This window comes from Coriobacteriaceae bacterium, assembly GCA_025993015.1.
Lineage (GTDB): Bacteria > Actinomycetota > Coriobacteriia > Coriobacteriales > Coriobacteriaceae > Collinsella.
Window position 1 is genome coordinate 1,042,581 of the sequence record DAJPFV010000001.1, and the last position, 18,297, is coordinate 1,060,877.

Sequence of the window (18,297 nt, forward strand, 5' to 3'; positions counted from 1 at the left end):
CGTCTCAATCTGTAACACCTAGAGCCCAACTATCAGGTTTGGTGTTACAGATTGAGATTTTGTAAAAGCCGAGAATGGGCGCTGCCACCAAAAGCCTAGCGCTTGCGGCACTTGGTTGCGACGATGCCGGCAGCGGCAACGGTTGCGCCGGCGATGCCAAGGGCGGCGGCCGCCGTCGCGGCGTTGTCGCCCGTGGCGGCCAGAGTGCCCACGGACTTCTGGGCAGCGGTGGCCTTCGCGGCCGGCTTGGAGGCAGCAGCCGTGAAACTCGCCTGAGTCGGCGTCACGGACGGCACGGCGGTCCCGCTGCCGCCGCCCGGCTGTGGCGTGGGGGCCGGGGTGGGCTCAGGCTGCGGGGTGGGCTCGGGTTCGACCGCATCTCCGGAGCTGATTACCACGCTGCGGGCGACCTCGTCGGAAGTTCTAATGTCCTGGATGACAGACGACCCGGGAACACCGATGACGAGTCCGTTTCCCGTAGCTTCTCGCACAGTGCCGCCGGCGGGAGTCGCAACTACCGATCCGCCATCAATTGAGAGACAAGGGGCTGCATCACCTTGATTGACAGCGTAGATTGCCGCCGCATTACCCGACACCTCAACATTTGAATTAATGATGTCAATTCGAGGGATGGCGGACTGGGAGCCGGACTGGGAATATATTCCGTAGCCATGTTTACGACTGTGGCCAGTTCCGTCACCGCATCGAACTGTAAGGCTCGAATTCTCGACGAGCACCCGCGACACGCCGTCCCCCGCGCGCATCCAAACACCATCCAAAACGTCGGCCCTATCACTCGCCACGAGCGTAACATCCGCTCCGTTGGTAACACTCAAATATGTATCCTTACCCCCGGACGAATACAGGGCGACCGACACACTGCATCCATTGCGCGCCGCCGCATCTAATTTTGCGTTATCCACCGCGATGCATCCTCCATGCTCGGAGGAGATGTTTTCGGCATAGACTGCAACGGCGTTGAGCCCCCCATTCGCCTCCGCCTCGACGTGGACGTCGGCGCCCTCGTTAATGGTTATGTTGCCTGCCCGCGTGTGAATGCCGATGGTATGAGGCGCTTTGTTCGTTGCCGTCACGTTAACGTTGGCACCGCGGATGTCCATGTCGCCGCCGGTCTTGCCGTCCCCCGAAACCGCTATCGTATCGGTCCCGGCCGTCGCGTTGAGGGTTCCCTCCCCCGTGATGGCAAGGTTGCCGTCCTTGACCTCGATAGCGCTCCGCAAGGAATCGGCCGTTACGGTGTTGGCGCCCGTCACGCCGATATTGAGGTTGCCCTGAGCACTGATGCCGGCGCCGTCGTAGCCGTTGAGCTTCATGTCGTCGGCGCCGTCCCAGGACCACGTTCCGGCCTCGTCGCCGGCGGCCGTGCCCCTGTTGTACTGCGTGCCACCCACGTTGACCCAGTCGGCGGCGAGTGCCACGCTCGGTAGCAGCAGCTGGCCGACCATGAGCGCGCAAGCCCCCGCGCAGGCGAGCTTGGCGCCCACGCGACGCCACGTTCCGTGGGAGAGAGCGCACGCGCGGTCGTGGTCGATTGGGTTGTCATGGATTTGCTTTCGCATGTGAGCCTCCTTGTCGTAAGGGGTGCTTCTGTAACACCATGTTACGGGAAGATATCCGGATCCCGGGGCACAAATTCTCATGTGGCGCACCTGCCAGCGCAAAAGGCAACGAGCATGCGATTGCCAAGCGCCCCCCCGAAAGGCCTGCCATCAATCCCTTTATTGAGCCCTCTCATGCCCTCGCCAAACAGTCATGCTGGAGCATCGCGCTCGTCATGATTCTTGCCTGCTTGTTCTCGACCCTCGACAACGTGGTCACACTCTCCAACGCCCACGGCACCATTGCCGTGCAAACCTGGCCGCGCCTCTTTTTGGCGGCAAGCGGCCTTGCCGCCGGTCTTATCTTTGACCTTGCCGAGCGCCGCTACATGGGACTTGTCATGCTCGGCATCGCCGTGCTCTCGACCATTTCCATCCTGGCCGTGGAGGCCGGCGCCGATCCCAACCTGGGCCTTGTCGTCTTTTATCTGAGTTCGGGCTTTTTTGTCACGTTCTTTACCGCCACCTTTACACAGCTGGCACCGCGCATGCATGCGCCCGCCCTCTGGGCCGGCATGGGACGCGCCGCCAACAATGTATGCGCATTCACTACATCGGGCCTCTCGCTTGCTCTCGTAACCTCGGACAACGTTGCCCTCATTATGATCGGCGCGCTCGTTTTGCTCGTCGCCGCCTGCGCGGCATTCGTGGCAGCCGGCCTGTTTCGCCTGCCCCAAACCGAGCAGGAGCGCGAGCGCGAGCAACTGGCAAAAGAAGCACTCGCCGCCCCCACCATCGAAGAGCAACGCCAGGCCTTCATCGCCGACCACGCTCTCACCCCGCGCGAAGTCGACGTGCTCATAGCCGTGACCCAGGATGAACGCCCGCTCAAGCAGGTCGCCGAGGAACTCGGCATCTCGATGCGCATGGTACAGCGCCACCTGAGCTCTATCTACCAAAAGACCGACACGCAGACGCGCGCCGGTCTCGCCAAAGCCTTCCCCTCTGCCTAAAACAAAAACCACCACAAAGGCCCCCTTTGCGGTGGTTTGAGCGGAGCAGAAGGCCACTCTGCCAGTTTGTCTCAGTCTGTAACAGATAGGCCCCTAAAAGCAGGCTTATTGTTACAGATCGAGACAGTAAAGGGACACGAAGCGATCCTTCGCAGCAACGACCCTCTAGTAAAGCGATGCGACATATCGGCCAAAGCCTGGCAATGCAAACTCAAAACGTCCTTGTAGAGGCTCTTCAATTACCCCAGCCTCTACCAGACGCTTTTTATACGTTGAAATCGAACCGGAACTCTTCTTAAGCCTCGCTGCCAGCTCTTGCCTGGTCGTCGTCCCAACCGGATTCATTGCACGAAGAAATTCAAGGTCCCCTCGTGAAAGTTCCGCCGCTGTTGAAGCGAAAACTCGCGACTCCAGCTCCTCTTGCGCAAGTTTCGCGCCTCGTTCGACATCCTCAATAGAAACCTCGGAGGCTTGGCGCGAAGCATTCCATGCCCGATACCCCACCAACTGGAACATAAATGGAAAACCATCGATCGCCTTGGCAGCGAGGTCGATCGCCTCATCAGAAATCGTCTTGCCGCCGTCCTCAATCGTTAGTCGAAACGCTTCTTTTACCTCAGTCGGTGAAATTGATCCCAGCGAATGTTGAGCCGCGCGACGAAGAAACGATGTCGATTTCCCCGTCAGCAGCGCCAGCACGCGAAACGGCAGCCCCGCCATAAGCAAAGCTACCTTTTTATTCTCGCTTACAAAGTGCTGGTAGGTAGTAACAAGCTCCGTCATTTGCGCAAACGATGCATCCACTTCGTCAACGGCGATAAGCACCCCGGTGTCAGTCGCTTCAAGCTGAGCAAACAAAGCGTTCATCTTAGTACGCCAGTTAGCGCCCTCAAATTCAACATCGATGTTTTCCCAGCTCATGCTTCCTACGGGGGCAATGCCGACACTGTTCACACGCCTAGAAGCGGGCTTTTCGATCAGATGGGCGGCTGATTCGTTGAGGCGCTGCAAAATGTCTTCGAGCATCCCCTCCGAGGCCGTCACATTCGCTGTAATCCAGCCCTCTTGCTGGGCGCGGTACGACAGATATGCCAAAAGCGCCGTTTTACCTGTACCACGCGCACCATAGAAAACCGAGCAAAGATTGGGATCGGAGTCGTCATTTTCAAACGCCAGCACCATATCATCGATGATTTGCTCACGGCCGGCCATATACGCCGGTACACGTCCGAACATCGGCGTGAATGGATTTGCCTGCCTGTACGCCGTCGGTGCCGCCATAAAGCCTCCCTTTAACTCATATAACTTAATTATGCCCCTACTATCTATAATTTATTTGAGTATCTTTGAGTTTTTTGAGCATCCTTGAGTTCTTTGAGCGATCGGCCACGGCAGAACCAGTTGACTTTCTCTACCTAAAAAAAACCACCACAAAGGTGCTGTCCCCTTTGCGGTGGTTTTGATCGGCTAGCCTTCGAGCTGCGCCACTTTGTAGCGGTAGGCAGCGGCGATAACGTCTTTGCAACCCTCGCGTCCCAACTTGGCGCGATTGACAACGATATCCTTGCCGCTCGTCATCTTCCACTTTCCGGCACTGTAGCGCTTGTAAAATGCCTCGCGCGCCTTCTGCTGCTGTTTGACCAGCTTGGCGCCCTTCTTTTTGTTAAGGCCACGCTTCTTGCGCACGATCTCGACGCGATCCTCAAAGGGAGCGGTCACCAGCACGGCAATGTGGTTGGGATTGTTGCGAAGCAGGTAATCGGACAGGCGGCCTTCGATAATGCAGCTCTCGGTCTCGCCCAGATCCAAAATCACCTGACTCATCTTTTGGAACAACTTATCCGAGTACGAACGCGCATCGTAGCGGTCGGGCAGAAACGCCATGTTCTCCACGGCCAGACGCTCGTCGTAGGCGGCCATCTTGTCGAGCGACTCGCCCGCGCGCAGCGACGCACGCACCAGCAGCTCGTTATCGTACAGTGGAATCCCCAACTCGTCGGCAAGCATGCGACCAATCTCGTGGCCCTCGGCGCCAAAGTCGCGCGCGATGGTAATGACCACAGGATTCTTCTTATTCTCCAGATCGCTCATCGCGATTCCTTTCTAACAAATGAGAAATAGGCGATTCCTGATTCCCATTTTGTCACTTACGACCGTCCTGGTTTCCCAAGTGCGGCAGATTGCCCCGAAAGAGGAGCGCCGCGTACTAAATGTACGCAAGCGACGATTGAGGGGCAAGGTGCCGTGCTTGGGGAAGCAGGACTATGCGGCTACGATGCGGCGTTGATACGCCCTCACCAGCAGCGAGATACCAAAGTTGAGCACAAAGTACATCGCAAACACCAGGCCGTAGAGCATAAGCACCTGCGACAGGTCGATCGCGTGGGCCATCACGACGTTTGCCGTGTACATGAGCTCGGCCACGTTAATGCCCGAAAGATACGAGCTGTCCTTGATGACAGTCGTGCACTGGCTAAACAGCGCCGGAATGATCGTCTTAAACGTCTGCGGCAGAATGATGTAGCGCATGGTGGCAAAGAAGCCGAAGCCCTGGCTCTGCGCTGCCTCAAACTGGCCTCGTGGAATCGAATTGAGGCCGCCGCGCACAATCTCGGCCATAACGGCGCTGGTAAACAGCGTAAAGGCGATGGTCGAAATCACAATGTCCAAACCCTGCACCGTAAAGTAAATAAACAGGATCCACAGCAGGTTTGGCGTGCAACGGAACAGCTCGATGTAGGCGCTCACCAAAATACGGAATGGACGGGGCGCATAGCTTTTAACGAGCGCCAGCACCGTGCCAAAGATGAGCGAGAAAAAGATCGACAGCGCCGAGATCTCGATCGTCTTAACAAAGCCGCCCCAGATGTAGAGCAGGTTGGTCGCGTTGAAGATTTCCATGCGCTAGGCCTCCTCTACGTTGTCGAGCCCCAGCTCGGCCAGGCTCACACCGCGCGGACGCTCCTTGGAGCGGCGCTCGAGCCACTGCACCAGCATGGCGAGCGGAAAGCAGATGATGAAGTACATAAGGCAGCAGACGATGTATCCCTGCAGGTAACCGTACAGACTTACAAAGTTGTCGGAACGGTACATAAGGTCACCGCCGGCCACAAGCGCCAGCACCGACGTGTTCTTGACCAGGTTGAGCGCCTGGTTACACAGCGGCGGCAGAATGATTTTGAACGTCTGGGGCAGCACGATGTACCAGTACGCCTGCGCGCGGGTGAAGCCCTGGCTCTGGGCCGCCTCCATCTGACCGCGCGGAACCGCCTCGATACCAGTGCGGATGACCTCCGAAATGTAGGCAGCGTGATACAGGCCCACGCCCAAGAAGCCCAGCATGAACGGCGCGATACGCACCGGCTGATCGGCACCAGTTATGGCCTGCAAAAACTGCGGACCGGCCATGTACATAAAGAGCACCTGCACGGGCAACGGGGTGTTCTGGTAAAACTCCACGTACACGCGGCTTATGGCGCGCAGCACGCGCGAGCGAGTGGTAGAGAACACACCCAGCAGCGTGCCCAGCACCAGCGACAGCAGCAGGCCGGCAACGACCACCTGCAGCGTCACGCCAAAGCCCTCCCAGAAGGGCCCCATGTTTTGGAATGTCGTCGACCAACGGTCGGCGTCAAATAATCCTTCGAGCATTTGATTCCTTCCTTGGACGATGCGCCTATACAAGACCCCAGGTCTTGACCTCTTGGTCGAGCCAGCCGTCGGCCAGGCGATCGCAAATCACCTGATCGACCACGGCCGAAAGGTCGCAGCCCTTCTTGGTCGCCACGCCGTAGCCCTGCTCACCAAACTTGACCTCGGGCTGCAGCAGCTCAACGGTCTCGTTCATGTAACCGGCCAGCGTGGAGCGGTCCATGGCAAAGACGTCGATATTGCCGGCGTCGAGCGAACTCTTGATGATGGGGTAGCCGCTAAAGGCCCTAAACTCGGGCTTGCAGCTAAAGCCGTTGTCCTTGATCATCTGCTCGATCAGGCCCTGCGTGGTGGCACCCTGGCTCACGCCAATGACCTTGCCGTCCAGGTCCTCAATCGAGGTAAAGCCCGAACGCTTCTTGACCATGAGTCCCACGTAGTCGGTGCGGTACGGCGTCGAGAAATCCCAGCTCTTCTTGCGCTCGTCGGTTATGGTGTAGGTCGCCGCGACCACGTCGAGTTGGCCGTTGTCGATCAGCGGGCCGCGCGTCTTGGGCGTTACGTCGGTAAACTCGACTAGCCCCTGGGCGCGAGCATCCTTGTAGCTCACACCAAAGACGGCAGCGGCGATCTGGTAGCACAAATCGACTTCCATGCCCTCAAAGCGGCCCTTGGCGGTGTCGTAATAGCCGTAACCGGGAACGTCCTTCTTAACGCCGGCATTCAGATGTCCACGCGACTTAATGGCCGCAAGCTTGGACCCCTTGTCGGAGCCCTCGCCGCTGGCGGAGTTGCCGCAACCGGTAAGCGCGGCCCCCGTCAGCGCAAGCATACCGGCGCCCGCCAGCTGCAAAAAGTGACGGCGCGATACAGCCGCCCTCGTCATATCCGTCATGTCCATCACCGCGCCTAGTGCAGAATCTTGGACAGGAACTCGCGACAGCGCGGGTTCTCGGGGTTATCGAAGAAGTGCTCGGGCGTGCCCTCCTCCAGAATGCGGCCGTCCTCCATAAAGATGACGCGGTCGGCCACCTGGCGCGCAAAGCCCATCTCGTGCGTCACGCAGATCATGGTGATGTCCTCCTGCGCGAGCTCAATCATAACGTCCAGGACTTCCTGGACCATCTCGGGGTCGAGCGCCGAGGTCGGCTCGTCAAACAAGATGATGGGCTGTTTGGTGCACAGGGCACGGGCGATGGCAATGCGCTGCTGCTGACCACCCGAGAGATTCTGCGGATACTCGCCGGCCTTATGCGCCATGCCGACGCGCTTGAGCGCGGCGATGGCAATCTCGGTCGCCTCCTCCTTGCTCTTCTTTTGCAGCTTGATGGGCGCGAGCGTCAGGTTGCCGAGCACCGTCATGTTGGGATACAGGTTGAACTGCTGGAACACCATGGAACTATACTTGCGAGCCATCTCCAGGTGGTTCTTTTTGGTGAGCGGCGTACCGTCGATGACGACCTCGCCCGACGTGGGCTCCTCCAGATAATCGACGCAACGGATGAGCGTCGACTTACCCGAACCGGAAGGCCCGATCATTACGAGCTTCTCGCCGCGCTTGACGGTGAGATTGATATCTTTGAGCACATGCAGGTCGCCAAAGTACTTGTTGAGATGCTTGATCTCGATCATGTCTGCCATGAATGTCCCTTTCCTGCGCTTACACGAATTGCACTATTGTACGGAAAGAACCACGTTTCCGCAGCCCACACTACATTCCCGTAAAGAACCCGCAACCTTTCACCCACTCATTGGGGACAGACTTAAATGAGTGCCCGCTCATGGGGTACTCATTTAAGTCTGTCCCCAATGAGTAGCGGGGGACGCCCTTCATCGCCCAAATCAAAACCACCCCTAAAAGGGGTGGTTTGCTCTTAGGGTATAACCCTTGGATTTCCGGCACGCGTCTAAAGGCGCCGGCCCTCACGGGGTTCGGGCCGCACTGCAGATTGACCCGTGGCGGGCCGGTCAAACCGGCGCTATTTACGCCCCGGCCCCCTGCCGAAGGGGTCCTCGTACTCCTTGACGCTCAGCCGGTCGAGCGCGATGTCGGCCTTCTCCTGCTCCCGGATGTACTTCGCGATCGTGGCCTCGTTCAGGCCGACCGTGGACACGTAGTAGCCCTCGGCCCAGAACTTCCTGTTGCCGAACTTGTACTTCATGTTCGCGTGCTTGTCGAATATCATCAGCGAGCTCTTCCCCTTCAGGTAGCCCATCACGCTCGATACGCTGTACTTCGGCGGTATCGCCAGCAGCATGTGGACGTGGTCGGGCATCAGGTGCCCCTCGATGATCTCTATCCCCTTGTACTGGCAGAGCTTCCTGAAGATCTCCCCAAGGTCGGACCTTATTTGGTTGTAGATGACTTTGCGCCTATACTTCGGCGTGAACACGACGTGGTACTTGCACATCCACTTCGTGTGCGACAGGCTGTAGGCCTTCTGGGCCATACGCCACCACCGCCCTCTCGACTCGGATTCCTTGCGGCCTGAACAATCGCAAGTGTCCGGCGAGGGGGCGGCTTTGTAAAGCCGTTTGGCCCCACCCGCATAGCGGGTGGTTTCTGATGCGGCGCGCTGCGCGCCCCGCACAGGCTAAAGCCTTTAGCAAAAAGGGGCGCGACCACGTGGTCGTGCCCCTCACTATCAGCTGTTTGTCGATTGCACCTTACGCTAATTTGCCGCCGATAATCTTTGCTGCCGCAGGCTTGTCGAAGTTGCCGCCGGTGGCCTTGCCGAGTGCCCCCATGACCTGGCCCATCTGCTTCTTGGAGGTCGCACCCAGCTCGGCGATAACCTGCTCGATCAGGGCCTCGAGCTCCTCGCCCGAAACCTGCGCGGGCAGCAGGCTCTCCAGAATCTTGACCTGCTCGGTCAGGTTGTCGGTACGCTCCTGGTCGGTGCCGGCCTTAATGGACATCTCCAGTGTCTCGCTCGTCTGCTTAATCAGACGCTTGATCATGCTGTTGACGTCTTCCTCGGTCACATCGCGGCGCTCGTTGACCTCGATGTTCTTCACCTCGGCCTTAACCTGGCGAATGATGGACAGGCGGACCTTGTCCTTGGCCTTCATGGCCGCGATCATTTCCTTCTGCAGCTCTTCGTTGGTCATCTGCAAATCCTCCTCAATAGCGTGGGCGGCACTCACGCGAGCACCGCCCCATGATTACTCAGTCGTCGACGAATCGTCGGTCGAACTCTTGGTGACGCCCTTCAGACTGACGTTATACGGCACGTCCTTGGGCATGGGGTTAACGGTGATGTCGGCGTCCTTCTTATACTGCTCCAGCCACTCGCTGTATGCGGTGCTGGCCGCCTGCGTCTTCACCACGTTGGAGACATACTTCTTAATGGCCTTGGGCACCTGCTTGATGTCATCAACCTGGTTATCGACGTGGAAGTAGTCGGTGCACTTGATGATGTGGTAGCCGTACGTCGACTCGACCACATCGCTCACGTCGCCCTTGTTGAGGCCCTCGAGCGCCGTCTGGTAGCTGTCGACGAAGGTGGTGAGCTTGTCCCAGCCCACGTCGCCCTTCTTCTCCTTGGAACCGGTGTCCTCGGAGTACTGCTCCACGGCGTCCTCAAAGCTCAGCTCGCCGGAGTTGATCTTGTCCAGGCACTCCTGCGCCTTGGCCTTGGCGGCAGCCTTGTCCTCGTCGGACGCATCGGAATCGACCTTGATCAGGATGTTCGACGAACGACGGGCGTCGTTGTAACTGGACAGGTTCTCGTTGATGTAATCGACAATCTCGCTGTCCTTGGGCTTGCTGGTGGGTGCCACGGCGTCCTTGAGCTTCTGCTGCGCCAGACTCTCCTTGAGCGAATCCTTGTAGGTGTCCTCGGTGTAGCCGTAGGTCTTGAGGGTCTCCTTAAAGGTCTTGGCGCCGCCCGCGCTCTTGCATGCGTCCTTCCAAGCCTTCTCGACTTCCTCGTCCGAGACGGTCACGCCGTTTTCCTTCTGTGCCTGCTGAAGCAGAATCTGCTGCGTATAGGAATCGATGAGCTGCTTGCGGTACTTCTTGGGCGTAAGATCGTTGTCGACCAGGTACTGTGCCCAGTCCTCGTCCTTGGTGTAGCCGTAGGACGTGCGCATGCTCATGATCTGCTTGGTCACGGTGTCCTCGGTGAGGTTGGTGCCGTTGATGGTGGCAGCCACGCCGCCGGTCAGCTTGTAGCCCGTACCGGTGTCCTCGGTCTGCGACATCAGGCCGGAGCACGCCATCGCCGAGACGGAAAGCAGCATCGCCAGCACGCCGATGACCACCAAAACGATCTTGACGGTCTTGGACACGTAGATCTTACGCTGCTTCTTACGAGAGCTGGAGGCGGCACGAGCCTGCTGCTCGGGTGTCGGCGCGGCCTCGGGGTTCTTTTTCTTGTTTGCCATATTTGGCCTTTCACAAAACGAATCGAACAAACGCCATTGTGTCACAACGCAGCCCCCACGACACGCTTGGTGCATTGGGGACAGGTTAATCTGCACCATTTTGGTGCAAAGGGGACAGGCCTGACAGTTGGCAGTTAGGGACACTCCTTTTCTGCCGGCACTTGAGGACTGTCCCTAACTGCCGGCAGAAAAGGAGTGTCCCCGGGTGCCACCTTAGCCCGACCTTAGAAGTGACGGCGGATGGCGTCGACCATGCCCTGGGGCGTGGTCTGGCCGAGTACATCGGCTGCGGCGTCGGCATCCATAAAGATGTTCATGAGCGCCTGCAGCGCCTCGACCTGACCGCCCGGCTCGGAAATGCCTAAGTTGATGATGATCTGCGCCGGCACCGGAGCGCCCATGCCCGCCATGGCGTTAAACGCCACAGGTGCGGCGGGCTTTACCACCGCGATATAGGGCTTGGACACAAACCCCGGGTCGGTATGCGGGATGGCAATGTTGGCAGCCGGCATGGCAAGCCCCGTGGGATAGGCATCCTCGCGCGTGCGGACGGCGTCAAGCCAGCCCTCGGCAATGTAGCCGCGCGGGGCGAGCTCGTTCTCGAGCAGCGCAAACACCTCATCCGACGTCGCACACTCCCAATCAAAAAACACCAGCTCAGGCGTAAACAGCGCTTCGTTATTACCAGACATAAGCCGCCTCCTTCTTTTCATTCCCTGTCTTTAGGCCCAATACGGAATATACCTTTTGTATTTGGAACCCGCGTCCTCGTCCTCTTCCTTTATCAATGCCTCTTCCAGACACTCTTTGATTAGACGAGACATCGCCACCGTGTTTTTCTTTTCATCGGAAAGTCCAAAACGCTCTCGCAGCGACTGATTGCTCATCGACTCACCTTGGGCATACAAAAGACAGGCATGCCAGTACACGGCGTTTTTTCGCTCACTTTTTTTCATTCGAGTATACGGACAGTCGCAATAGAGTGTCACGAGCGTTCCCAGCCCGCCCTCACTCTTGATAACCGGTGAAGGCATGCCGGCTTTTTCGAGCGAATCTACGATTAAATCCCAGCCCGTACCGCCTTCTTCGCAAAGATCCATTTGGCGCATGAGGGACGCCATCATCGAATTTCGCGTTTTCGGCTGAGCGTTGAGCACTCGTTCTGCCGGAATAAGCGTTGTCCCGGGATTAGAGAACTCAATGCGATTGTCGTAAATCGCAACAAGAGGCCCCGCCGTATTGTCAGCAATGTCTTGATGAATCACGGCGTTTGATAGCAACTCGCGAATCGCCCTTTGAGGATAAGCCGTCTGAATACGTCGAAATGCGCCATCCAGTGCCTCAACAGCCGGAATCATCGACATGACCAGCTGTTCAGCCTGTGGAAGCGCCAAAGCGTAGCCCTTGTCGATTTCAGTATCCCCGACAATGTCAAAACTGCCTTTTCCCGCATATCGCACGATTCGCAGCATGCGTTTCCTGAGCTCCGGGTAGCGAGAGACCTTTTTTCCCACCAGAAGCATTCCCAAGCGCGTCACACTATATCGGCCGTTATCTTGACGACGAATCAGCTCTTGTTCACAAAGAGCAAGCATCACTCCGTCCAAATCGACAGGTCTTCTCAATCTGCACAACTCAAAATACGCATCAACATCTAGTATTTCGGCGACCTCTCGAGATGTCAGATCTCTCTCAACTACAGCGAGCTCCGCGTTCCCTGACTGTAAGCGACGCCACAGCTCCGCCTCTCGTGCACTACCGGGAACCAGTTCTGCCGTCGAAGAGCCCTCTCGAATGTAGGCTGTCTTATCAAAATAGACCGGCTGAGCGCTCGCGGCGTGCACTTTCAGCACCACAAAGTGCTTTGTCTCATGATCAATAACCGCAAACTCGTAATTCGCATTGTTTGAGAGCGCAAGCTTGAGCCACATCAAAAGCTCTTGGTTTCCCTTACCCTTTGCGTGATATGGGTTGAACTGGGTGCCCACAAGCTCATGCGTACCGTCGCTCACGCCCCAGATCTTATAGGCATATGCGCGGCCGCAGTAAGCGGCAGCATTGGCAAGCGCCGAGATGTCACGCCCCGTTCTAACGGGATCGCTATTGCCTTCTTTAAATTCAAGCCACTCGGTTTCATCAGGATAACCGACGAGTGAATAAATCAGCTCCATGCCATCTGCTTCACCCATTGAGCCAGCCTCCTTGCGCTCATTTTTGATAACAAAATGTTAAATAGATGATAAATAGAATTATGCGCAATTTGAAGCCGAAGGCCAAGTTTTCTGGTCGTTTTCCCAGATAATCTCATGCCGGAAGCTCGGCATTCCACATGAGAGTCGACTACTGTAATTGACAGGCAAGAAGAGCAGCCCATTCAATTCCAGCTAAATCAAACAACATAAAGCGCAATAAAAAAGGCGGTTAGGCGTCTTCGATGTGCCTAACCGCCTTTACAAGCGGGTAATTATTTCACAGGATCCACGGCGACCTTGCCGCTCTCCAGCACGTGAACGCGGCCGTCGGCGAGCATCTGCACGACCTCGGGATACAGCACGTGCTCGATCGCATGGATGTGTTCCTCGAGCGTGTCGACATCCCAACCCTCCTCAACAGCCAGCGCGCGCTGGGCGATGATGGGACCGTTGTCGTAAATCTCGTTGGCAAAATGCACGGTCACGCCGGTCACCTTGACGCCGCGCGCAAAGGCGTCGTCAATCGCATGCGCACCGGTAAAGCTCGGCAGCAGCGCCGGATGCAAGTTGACCACGCGATTGGGGAATGCTGCCAGCAGCGGCGTGTGCACCATGCGCATGTAGCCGGCCATGACCACGTACTCGCAGCCGCGCTCGAGCAGCTCGTGCGCGATGATCTCGTCGGCGGCAATAGGGTCGGCATAGACATCCTTGGACAGCGTGAGCGTCTGGATGCCCGCGCGCTCAGCGCGCTGCAAACCCTTAGCCGAAGGACGGCTCGACACCACAAGCTCAATCGAGGCGTTGAGCTTGCCGGCGGCGATCAGGTCGATCAGCGCCTGCAGGTTCGTACCCGAACCGCTGATGAGCACGCCGATCTTGAGCGGCTCGGCCGTATCGGTGCCGGTCGGACGGGTGTAGGGCACAAAGCCCAGGCCATCGGCGGCAGTCATCTGCTCGTTAGCGCTCATCGGAGTACACGACCTTACCGGAACCCTCGACGCACTCGCCCACGCGGAACGGCTTCTCGCCGAGCGCGACCAGAGCCTCGGTCACAGCGGCCTCGTCCTCGGGGGCAACGATCAGGCACAAGCCAACACCCATGTTGAAGGTCTTGCACGCCTCGTTGGGCGCGAGCTCGGCCTGGCGCGACACGTAGGTGATGACGGGCGGAACGTCCCAGCCCATCTCGGCGCCGTTGCGGGTGACCACGGCGTCGACGTCGTCGGCAAGCGCGCGGTTGAGGTTCTCGGTGATGCCGCCGCCGGTGATGTGGGCGATGGCGTGAACGTTGGAGCCGCCACGGAGCAGCTCCAGAATCGGCTTCACATAAATGCGCGTAGGAGCCAGCAGGGCGTCGGCCAGCGAAGCGCCACCGAGCTCCTCGAGCGGGCGGCTCAGTTCCTCGGCCTTAGCGGCGGCCTCGGGCGTGCCCGGCTTGATGTCGTCGACACCGATGACCTTGCGCACGAGCGAGTAGCCGTTGGAGTGCACGCCGGTGGAGGGCAGGCCCAAGATCACGTCGCCGGGGCGGACGTTCGCGGGATCGAGCATCTTGGGACGATCGACGACGCCCACGGTAAAGCCGGCGAGGTCGTAGTCGGCCGGGGCCATGACGCCCGGGTGCTCGGCCATCTCGCCGCCCACGAGCGCGCAGCCCGCGAGCTTGCAGCCGTCGGCCACGCCCTTGATGATCTTTGCCATGTGCTCGGCCTCAATATGGCCGATGGCAACGTAGTCCAGGAAGAACAGCGGCTCGGCGCCCGAGGCCAAAATGTCGTTGACGCACATGGCGACCAGGTCCTGGCCCACCGTCTCATGACGGTCCATGATCTGGGCGAGCACGAGTTTGGTGCCCACGCCGTCGGTGCCGCTGATCAGGATCGGGTCTTCCATATCCTTAAGCGCGGCGGCCGAGAACAGGCCACCGAAGCCGCCGATGCCGCCGATAACCTCGGGGCGATTGGTGTCCTTGACCATCTGCTTAATCGCGTCGACGGCGCGGCCGCCCTCAGCGGTATCGACGCCGGCATCCTCATACGTCACATGCTTGCTGTCGCTCATCTGAGCCTTCCTCTCCCACTACCGTGGCGCCGCGCGGGCGCCAAACGGTGCTCATAGTTGCATTCATTTCGGCGCGCGCCATAACAGCACACGCCGTCATATCAACAAAACAGCAGGTAAAACCTACCAAAAAAACCTGTCCCCACATGGCAGGTTTTAGGCCTCGCCGTGCTCCTCTTCCCAGCTGCGGTCGTCGTATTTCTCGACCACGGCGTCGTCGTCAAAGTGCAGCGGCTTGTCCAGGTTGCGGGGCTTAAAGCCCTCCATGAACTTATCGCGGCCAAAGCTCTCGGGAATCGCCACGGGGTAGCGTCCGGTAAAGCACGCATCGCAGTAGCCGCCCTTGGGCATGACCTTCAGCAGGCCCTCGACCGAAAGGAAGGCCAGCGAATCGGCGCCGATATACTCGCAGATCTCATCGACCGTCTTGTTGGCACTGATGAGCTGCGACTGCACGTCGGTATCGATACCGTAGAAGCACGGCCAGATGACCTCGGGCGAGTTGATGCGAATGTGAATCTCCTTGGCGCCGGCGTTGCGCAGCATCTTGACGAGCTGCACCATGGTGGTGCCGCGGACGATGGAGTCATCGATGACGACCAGGCGCTTGCCCTCTATGTTGTCGCGCAGCGGGTTGAGCTTCATGCGCACGCCCATGGCACGCAGCTCCTGCGTAGGCTCGATAAACGTACGGCCCACATAGCGATTCTTGATGAGGCCCTCGCCAAAGGGAATACCGCTCTCGTGCGAATAGCCCTCCGCGGGCGGCAGGCCGGAGTCGGGCACGCCGATGACCAGGTCGGCCTCGACGGGCTCCTCATGTGCCAGCTGACGACCCATGTCATAGCGGCAGGCATAGACGCTCTTGCCGTTCATGATGGAATCGGGGCGAGCGAAGTAGACCTGCTCAAAGATGCAGTTAGCAGGCTCTTCGGCGGCAGGCACGCCCTGCTCGGACACAAGGCCCTCGGCGCTGATGCGCAAAATCTCACCGGGACGGACGTCGCGGACGTACTCGGCGCCCACAATGTCGAGCGCACAAGTCTCGGAGGCGACGACCCAGCCGCCGGCGCGGGTGACATGGGTGGCGGCGTCGACCGTCGCGGCGCCGTCCTGCGACGGCAGCTGCGAAACGGATGCGGCATCGGCCTGGTCCAGGCCCTCGTCCACCAGCTTGCCCAGCACGAGCGGGCGAATGCCGTGCGGATCGCGGAATGCGTAGAGCGCCTGCTCGTTGATGAGCGTCATGGCGTAGCCGCCGCGCACGAGCTCCATGGTCTTGCGAATGCCCTCGCGCAGATGGCCTGTACGCTGAGTAAAGTAGCCGATGAGTTTGGTCGCGACCTCGGAATCCGAGTTGGAGAGGAACGGCACGCCTAGCTCGATCAGCTGGCGGCGCAGCTCGTCGGTGTTGACGAGGGTGCCGTTGTGCGCGAGCGCGATAATGACGCTATTGATGGTAGAGAGGTGCGGCTGAGAGGCTTCCCAGCTCTTGGCGCCGGCGGTGCCGTAGCGCACATGACCCACGGCCAGCTGACCGGAGAGCGTCGACAAGTCGGCATTGGAGAACACGCGGTCGAGCAGGCCCAGATCCTTGCGGACCATAACCGTGCCGCCGTCACCAACAGCAATTCCCGCCGATTCTTGGCCACGGTGCTGCAGTGCACGCAGGCCAAAGTACGTCAGTCGAGCCACGTCGCGATCGGGCGCCCAGACACCAAAAACGCCGCATTCCTCATGCAGCTGGTCAGAGTCCGGATCATACGTCGACATGGCGTTCACCTGTCCCGCGGCACGCTCGGCCGCGCGGATGGTTTCTTGAGACATGGCATCCCCTCAGAGCCTCGTATTTTGGCGTTACCCGCCTTATTATACGCACGGCGCGACGCGCTCCCCAGCGCATGAGCAGCGCTTTTTAAAAGCCCACCGAGCTAATAATCCGTTTTGCGGCCAAACATTTTATTGGTCTGCCCAGTGCAAGCGTCCGCGCCCCCATATGGCCGCCGCGTCCACCGTTGGGGATTACAAAGTTGCAATTGGGACGTTCGTCCTGTCTTTTGGCAGGTCGGCGGCGTATCCTAGTAACCTAGGACAAAGCGAGAAAGGTTCTGTATGGATCGAAACGGACTCGACCCCAGCGTCCCCAGCGCCACGGAGGTCAAGAAGATTCCCCTCATCATTAAGGTGTACGCCGTCCTGTGCATCCTGTCCGGCGTGGGTACACTCCCGTCGGTCGCCGCCTTTATGTGGCAGGTCATCACTGCGCTCATTAACGGCAACGCCGCCGCCAAGCTCGGCGACAATATGCTGGTCTCGGTTGGACTCATCGTCGCCGGCATCATGCTCTCTGCGGCAAGTGCCGTCATCCTGATCATCTTTGGCCTGGACCTTATCAAAAACCAGCGCCGCAACGCCGCCCGCCTGTCCTACATCCTTATTGCATTCACCGTCGTCGAGCTTTTGGTCGACGTGATGCTCCAAGGTATCGGGCTCTTCTTGCTTCGTCCCGCTATTCAGCTCGGTATCCTCATCGCGCTTTCGGCAACCGTCGATCCTACGCTTCGCCAGGAGCGCGAACTGCAGCGCCGCCTGCAGGAGATGCTCGACCGCGACGCCGCCGCCGAGGGCATGCTCGGCCGCGATGAAACCGGCGAGGGCTACATCAAGCTCAACTACTTCAACCTGTTCTGGGTATTCCTCGTCTGCTGCGTGCTCGGCCTGATCGCCGAGGACATCTGGCACATGACGGTCGACGACCCAGGCGTCTACCAGGACCGCGCCGGCATGCTGTTTGGTCCCTTCAGCCCCATCTATGGCTTTGGCGCCGTACTCATGACCATGGTGCTCAACCGCTTCTATAAAAAGAACCCCATCATCATTTTCCTGGTAAGCGCTGTACTCGGCGCGAGCTTTGAGGTGTTCGTGGGCTGGTTTATGCAGACCTCATTTGGCGTGGTCTCGTGGAGCTACTCGCACATGAAGCTGTTCGGCATGCCCGACCCACTCGCCGTCCTTACGGGCGGACGCACCTGCACGGGCTTTGCCTGCCTGTGGGGCTTGGGTGGCCTTATCTGGATCAAGCTGCTGCTGCCGAGGCTGCTCAAGCTCATCAACATGATTCCGTGGAAGAGTCGCTACTCGGCTACCGTCATCTTTACCGTCATTATGCTGGTCGACGGCGTCATGACGCTGCAGTCGCTCGACTACTGGTACCAGCGCGTCAACGGCACGGAGCCGGATATTCCCGTCGCGCAGTTCTACGGCAAGTATTTCGATAACGACTACATGGAGAACCGCTTCCAGAGCATGACCATGAGCCCCAAGGATGCGACGCGCGTGTAGCGCCACGCAATGCCGAGATTTTCCAACGCACAGAAAAGCCCGCTGGCAGACTGATTGAACTGCCAGTGGGCTTTTGCTATAGATGGA

At 58.8% G+C, this 18,297-nt stretch carries 17 protein-coding genes; 2 read left to right on the top strand and 15 right to left on the bottom strand.

Annotated features, from left to right (window positions below):
• Positions 1-95: 95 nt before the first annotated feature.
• Positions 96-1,580, bottom strand: coding sequence for an LPXTG cell wall anchor domain-containing protein (locus OIL77_04430; GenBank protein ID HJI44665.1), 1,485 nt, complete (start codon positions 1,578-1,580; stop codon positions 96-98).
• A 215-nt stretch (positions 1,581-1,795) separates the two neighbouring features.
• Here OIL77_04430 and OIL77_04435 point away from each other — a divergent pair, with 215 nt between their 5' ends.
• Positions 1,796-2,572: a LuxR C-terminal-related transcriptional regulator gene (locus tag OIL77_04435; GenBank protein HJI44666.1), complete on the top strand. Its 777-nt coding sequence runs from the start codon at positions 1,796-1,798 to the stop codon at positions 2,570-2,572.
• Between the two features lie 165 nt (positions 2,573-2,737).
• Here OIL77_04435 and OIL77_04440 read toward each other — a convergent pair whose 3' ends face one another.
• The 14 genes from OIL77_04440 to OIL77_04505 all read right to left on the bottom strand — a co-directional run bounded on the left by OIL77_04440 (position 2,738) and on the right by OIL77_04505 (position 16,695).
• The gene (locus tag OIL77_04440) at positions 2,738-3,853 is read right to left on the bottom strand and encodes an AAA family ATPase (GenBank protein ID HJI44667.1); all 1,116 of its coding nucleotides are present in this window, start codon (positions 3,851-3,853) and stop codon (positions 2,738-2,740) included.
• Between the two features lie 186 nt (positions 3,854-4,039).
• Positions 4,040-4,663, bottom strand: a complete 624-nt coding sequence (locus OIL77_04445; protein HJI44668.1) for a cytidylate kinase-like family protein — start codon at positions 4,661-4,663, stop codon at positions 4,040-4,042.
• Positions 4,664-4,834: 171 nt separating this feature from the next.
• A complete protein-coding gene (locus tag OIL77_04450) occupies positions 4,835-5,473 on the bottom strand; it encodes an amino acid ABC transporter permease (GenBank protein ID HJI44669.1) in 639 nt (212 codons plus the stop codon).
• 3 nt (positions 5,474-5,476) lie between these two features.
• A complete protein-coding gene (locus tag OIL77_04455; GenBank protein ID HJI44670.1) occupies positions 5,477-6,223 on the bottom strand; it encodes an amino acid ABC transporter permease in 747 nt (248 codons plus the stop codon).
• A 25-nt stretch (positions 6,224-6,248) separates the two neighbouring features.
• Positions 6,249-7,124 carry a transporter substrate-binding domain-containing protein gene (locus OIL77_04460; protein ID HJI44671.1) on the bottom strand — a complete coding sequence of 292 codons (876 nt, stop codon included), beginning with the start codon at positions 7,122-7,124 and terminating at the stop codon, positions 6,249-6,251.
• An 8-nt stretch (positions 7,125-7,132) separates the two neighbouring features.
• Entirely contained in the window at positions 7,133-7,855 is a 723-nt protein-coding gene (locus OIL77_04465; protein HJI44672.1) for an amino acid ABC transporter ATP-binding protein, read from the bottom strand.
• Positions 7,856-8,202: 347 nt separating this feature from the next.
• Positions 8,203-8,673, bottom strand: coding sequence for an IS200/IS605 family transposase (tnpA, locus tag OIL77_04470; GenBank protein ID HJI44673.1), 471 nt, complete (start codon positions 8,671-8,673; stop codon positions 8,203-8,205).
• Positions 8,674-8,890: 217 nt separating this feature from the next.
• Positions 8,891-9,334: a GatB/YqeY domain-containing protein gene (locus tag OIL77_04475; protein HJI44674.1), complete on the bottom strand. Its 444-nt coding sequence runs from the start codon at positions 9,332-9,334 to the stop codon at positions 8,891-8,893.
• Positions 9,335-9,388: 54 nt separating this feature from the next.
• Positions 9,389-10,612, bottom strand: a complete 1,224-nt coding sequence (locus tag OIL77_04480; GenBank protein ID HJI44675.1) for a peptidylprolyl isomerase — start codon at positions 10,610-10,612, stop codon at positions 9,389-9,391.
• Between the two features lie 224 nt (positions 10,613-10,836).
• Positions 10,837-11,304 (bottom strand): PTS sugar transporter subunit IIA, encoded by a 468-nt coding sequence (locus OIL77_04485; GenBank protein HJI44676.1) that lies wholly within the window; start codon positions 11,302-11,304, stop codon positions 10,837-10,839.
• A 30-nt stretch (positions 11,305-11,334) separates the two neighbouring features.
• Positions 11,335-12,801, bottom strand: a complete 1,467-nt coding sequence (locus OIL77_04490; GenBank protein HJI44677.1) for a putative DNA binding domain-containing protein — start codon at positions 12,799-12,801, stop codon at positions 11,335-11,337.
• A gap of 275 nt (positions 12,802-13,076) precedes the next feature.
• Positions 13,077-13,775 (bottom strand): phosphoribosylglycinamide formyltransferase, encoded by a 699-nt coding sequence (gene purN / locus OIL77_04495; GenBank protein HJI44678.1) that lies wholly within the window; start codon positions 13,773-13,775, stop codon positions 13,077-13,079.
• Complete coding sequence (gene purM / locus OIL77_04500; protein HJI44679.1) at positions 13,765-14,868, bottom strand: phosphoribosylformylglycinamidine cyclo-ligase; 1,104 nt, start codon at positions 14,866-14,868, stop codon at positions 13,765-13,767. Before purM ends, purN begins: the two co-directional genes overlap by 11 nt.
• A gap of 156 nt (positions 14,869-15,024) precedes the next feature.
• Entirely contained in the window at positions 15,025-16,695 is a 1,671-nt protein-coding gene (locus OIL77_04505) for an amidophosphoribosyltransferase (protein ID HJI44680.1), read from the bottom strand.
• A gap of 285 nt (positions 16,696-16,980) precedes the next feature.
• Here OIL77_04505 and OIL77_04510 point away from each other — a divergent pair, with 285 nt between their 5' ends.
• Positions 16,981-18,210 (top strand): putative ABC transporter permease, encoded by a 1,230-nt coding sequence (locus OIL77_04510; GenBank protein ID HJI44681.1) that lies wholly within the window; start codon positions 16,981-16,983, stop codon positions 18,208-18,210.
• Positions 18,211-18,297 lie beyond the last annotated feature (87 nt).

What these genes read in the sequence shown, in the direction of transcription:
- OIL77_04480 (HJI44675.1), bottom strand. Translation starts at nt 10,612, where the DNA reads ATGGCAAACAAGAAAAAGAACCCCGAGGCCGCGCCGACACCCGAGCAG.
- OIL77_04485 (HJI44676.1), bottom strand. Translation starts at nt 11,304, where the DNA reads ATGTCTGGTAATAACGAAGCGCTGTTTACGCCTGAGCTGGTGTTTTTT.
- OIL77_04475 (HJI44674.1), bottom strand. Translation starts at nt 9,334, where the DNA reads ATGACCAACGAAGAGCTGCAGAAGGAAATGATCGCGGCCATGAAGGCC.
- OIL77_04450 (HJI44669.1), bottom strand. Translation starts at nt 5,473, where the DNA reads ATGGAAATCTTCAACGCGACCAACCTGCTCTACATCTGGGGCGGCTTT.
- purM (HJI44679.1), bottom strand. Translation starts at nt 14,868, where the DNA reads ATGAGCGACAGCAAGCATGTGACGTATGAGGATGCCGGCGTCGATACC.
- OIL77_04490 (HJI44677.1), bottom strand. Translation starts at nt 12,801, where the DNA reads ATGGGTGAAGCAGATGGCATGGAGCTGATTTATTCACTCGTCGGTTAT.
- OIL77_04445 (HJI44668.1), bottom strand. Translation starts at nt 4,663, where the DNA reads ATGAGCGATCTGGAGAATAAGAAGAATCCTGTGGTCATTACCATCGCG.
- OIL77_04460 (HJI44671.1), bottom strand. Translation starts at nt 7,124, where the DNA reads ATGGACATGACGGATATGACGAGGGCGGCTGTATCGCGCCGTCACTTT.
- OIL77_04435 (HJI44666.1), top strand. Translation starts at nt 1,796, where the DNA reads ATGATTCTTGCCTGCTTGTTCTCGACCCTCGACAACGTGGTCACACTC.
- tnpA (HJI44673.1), bottom strand. Translation starts at nt 8,673, where the DNA reads ATGGCCCAGAAGGCCTACAGCCTGTCGCACACGAAGTGGATGTGCAAG.
- OIL77_04505 (HJI44680.1), bottom strand. Translation starts at nt 16,695, where the DNA reads ATGTCTCAAGAAACCATCCGCGCGGCCGAGCGTGCCGCGGGACAGGTG.
- purN (HJI44678.1), bottom strand. Translation starts at nt 13,775, where the DNA reads ATGAGCGCTAACGAGCAGATGACTGCCGCCGATGGCCTGGGCTTTGTG.
- OIL77_04440 (HJI44667.1), bottom strand. Translation starts at nt 3,853, where the DNA reads ATGGCGGCACCGACGGCGTACAGGCAGGCAAATCCATTCACGCCGATG.
- OIL77_04430 (HJI44665.1), bottom strand. Translation starts at nt 1,580, where the DNA reads ATGCGAAAGCAAATCCATGACAACCCAATCGACCACGACCGCGCGTGC.
- OIL77_04465 (HJI44672.1), bottom strand. Translation starts at nt 7,855, where the DNA reads ATGATCGAGATCAAGCATCTCAACAAGTACTTTGGCGACCTGCATGTG.
- OIL77_04455 (HJI44670.1), bottom strand. Translation starts at nt 6,223, where the DNA reads ATGCTCGAAGGATTATTTGACGCCGACCGTTGGTCGACGACATTCCAA.
- OIL77_04510 (HJI44681.1), top strand. Translation starts at nt 16,981, where the DNA reads ATGGATCGAAACGGACTCGACCCCAGCGTCCCCAGCGCCACGGAGGTC.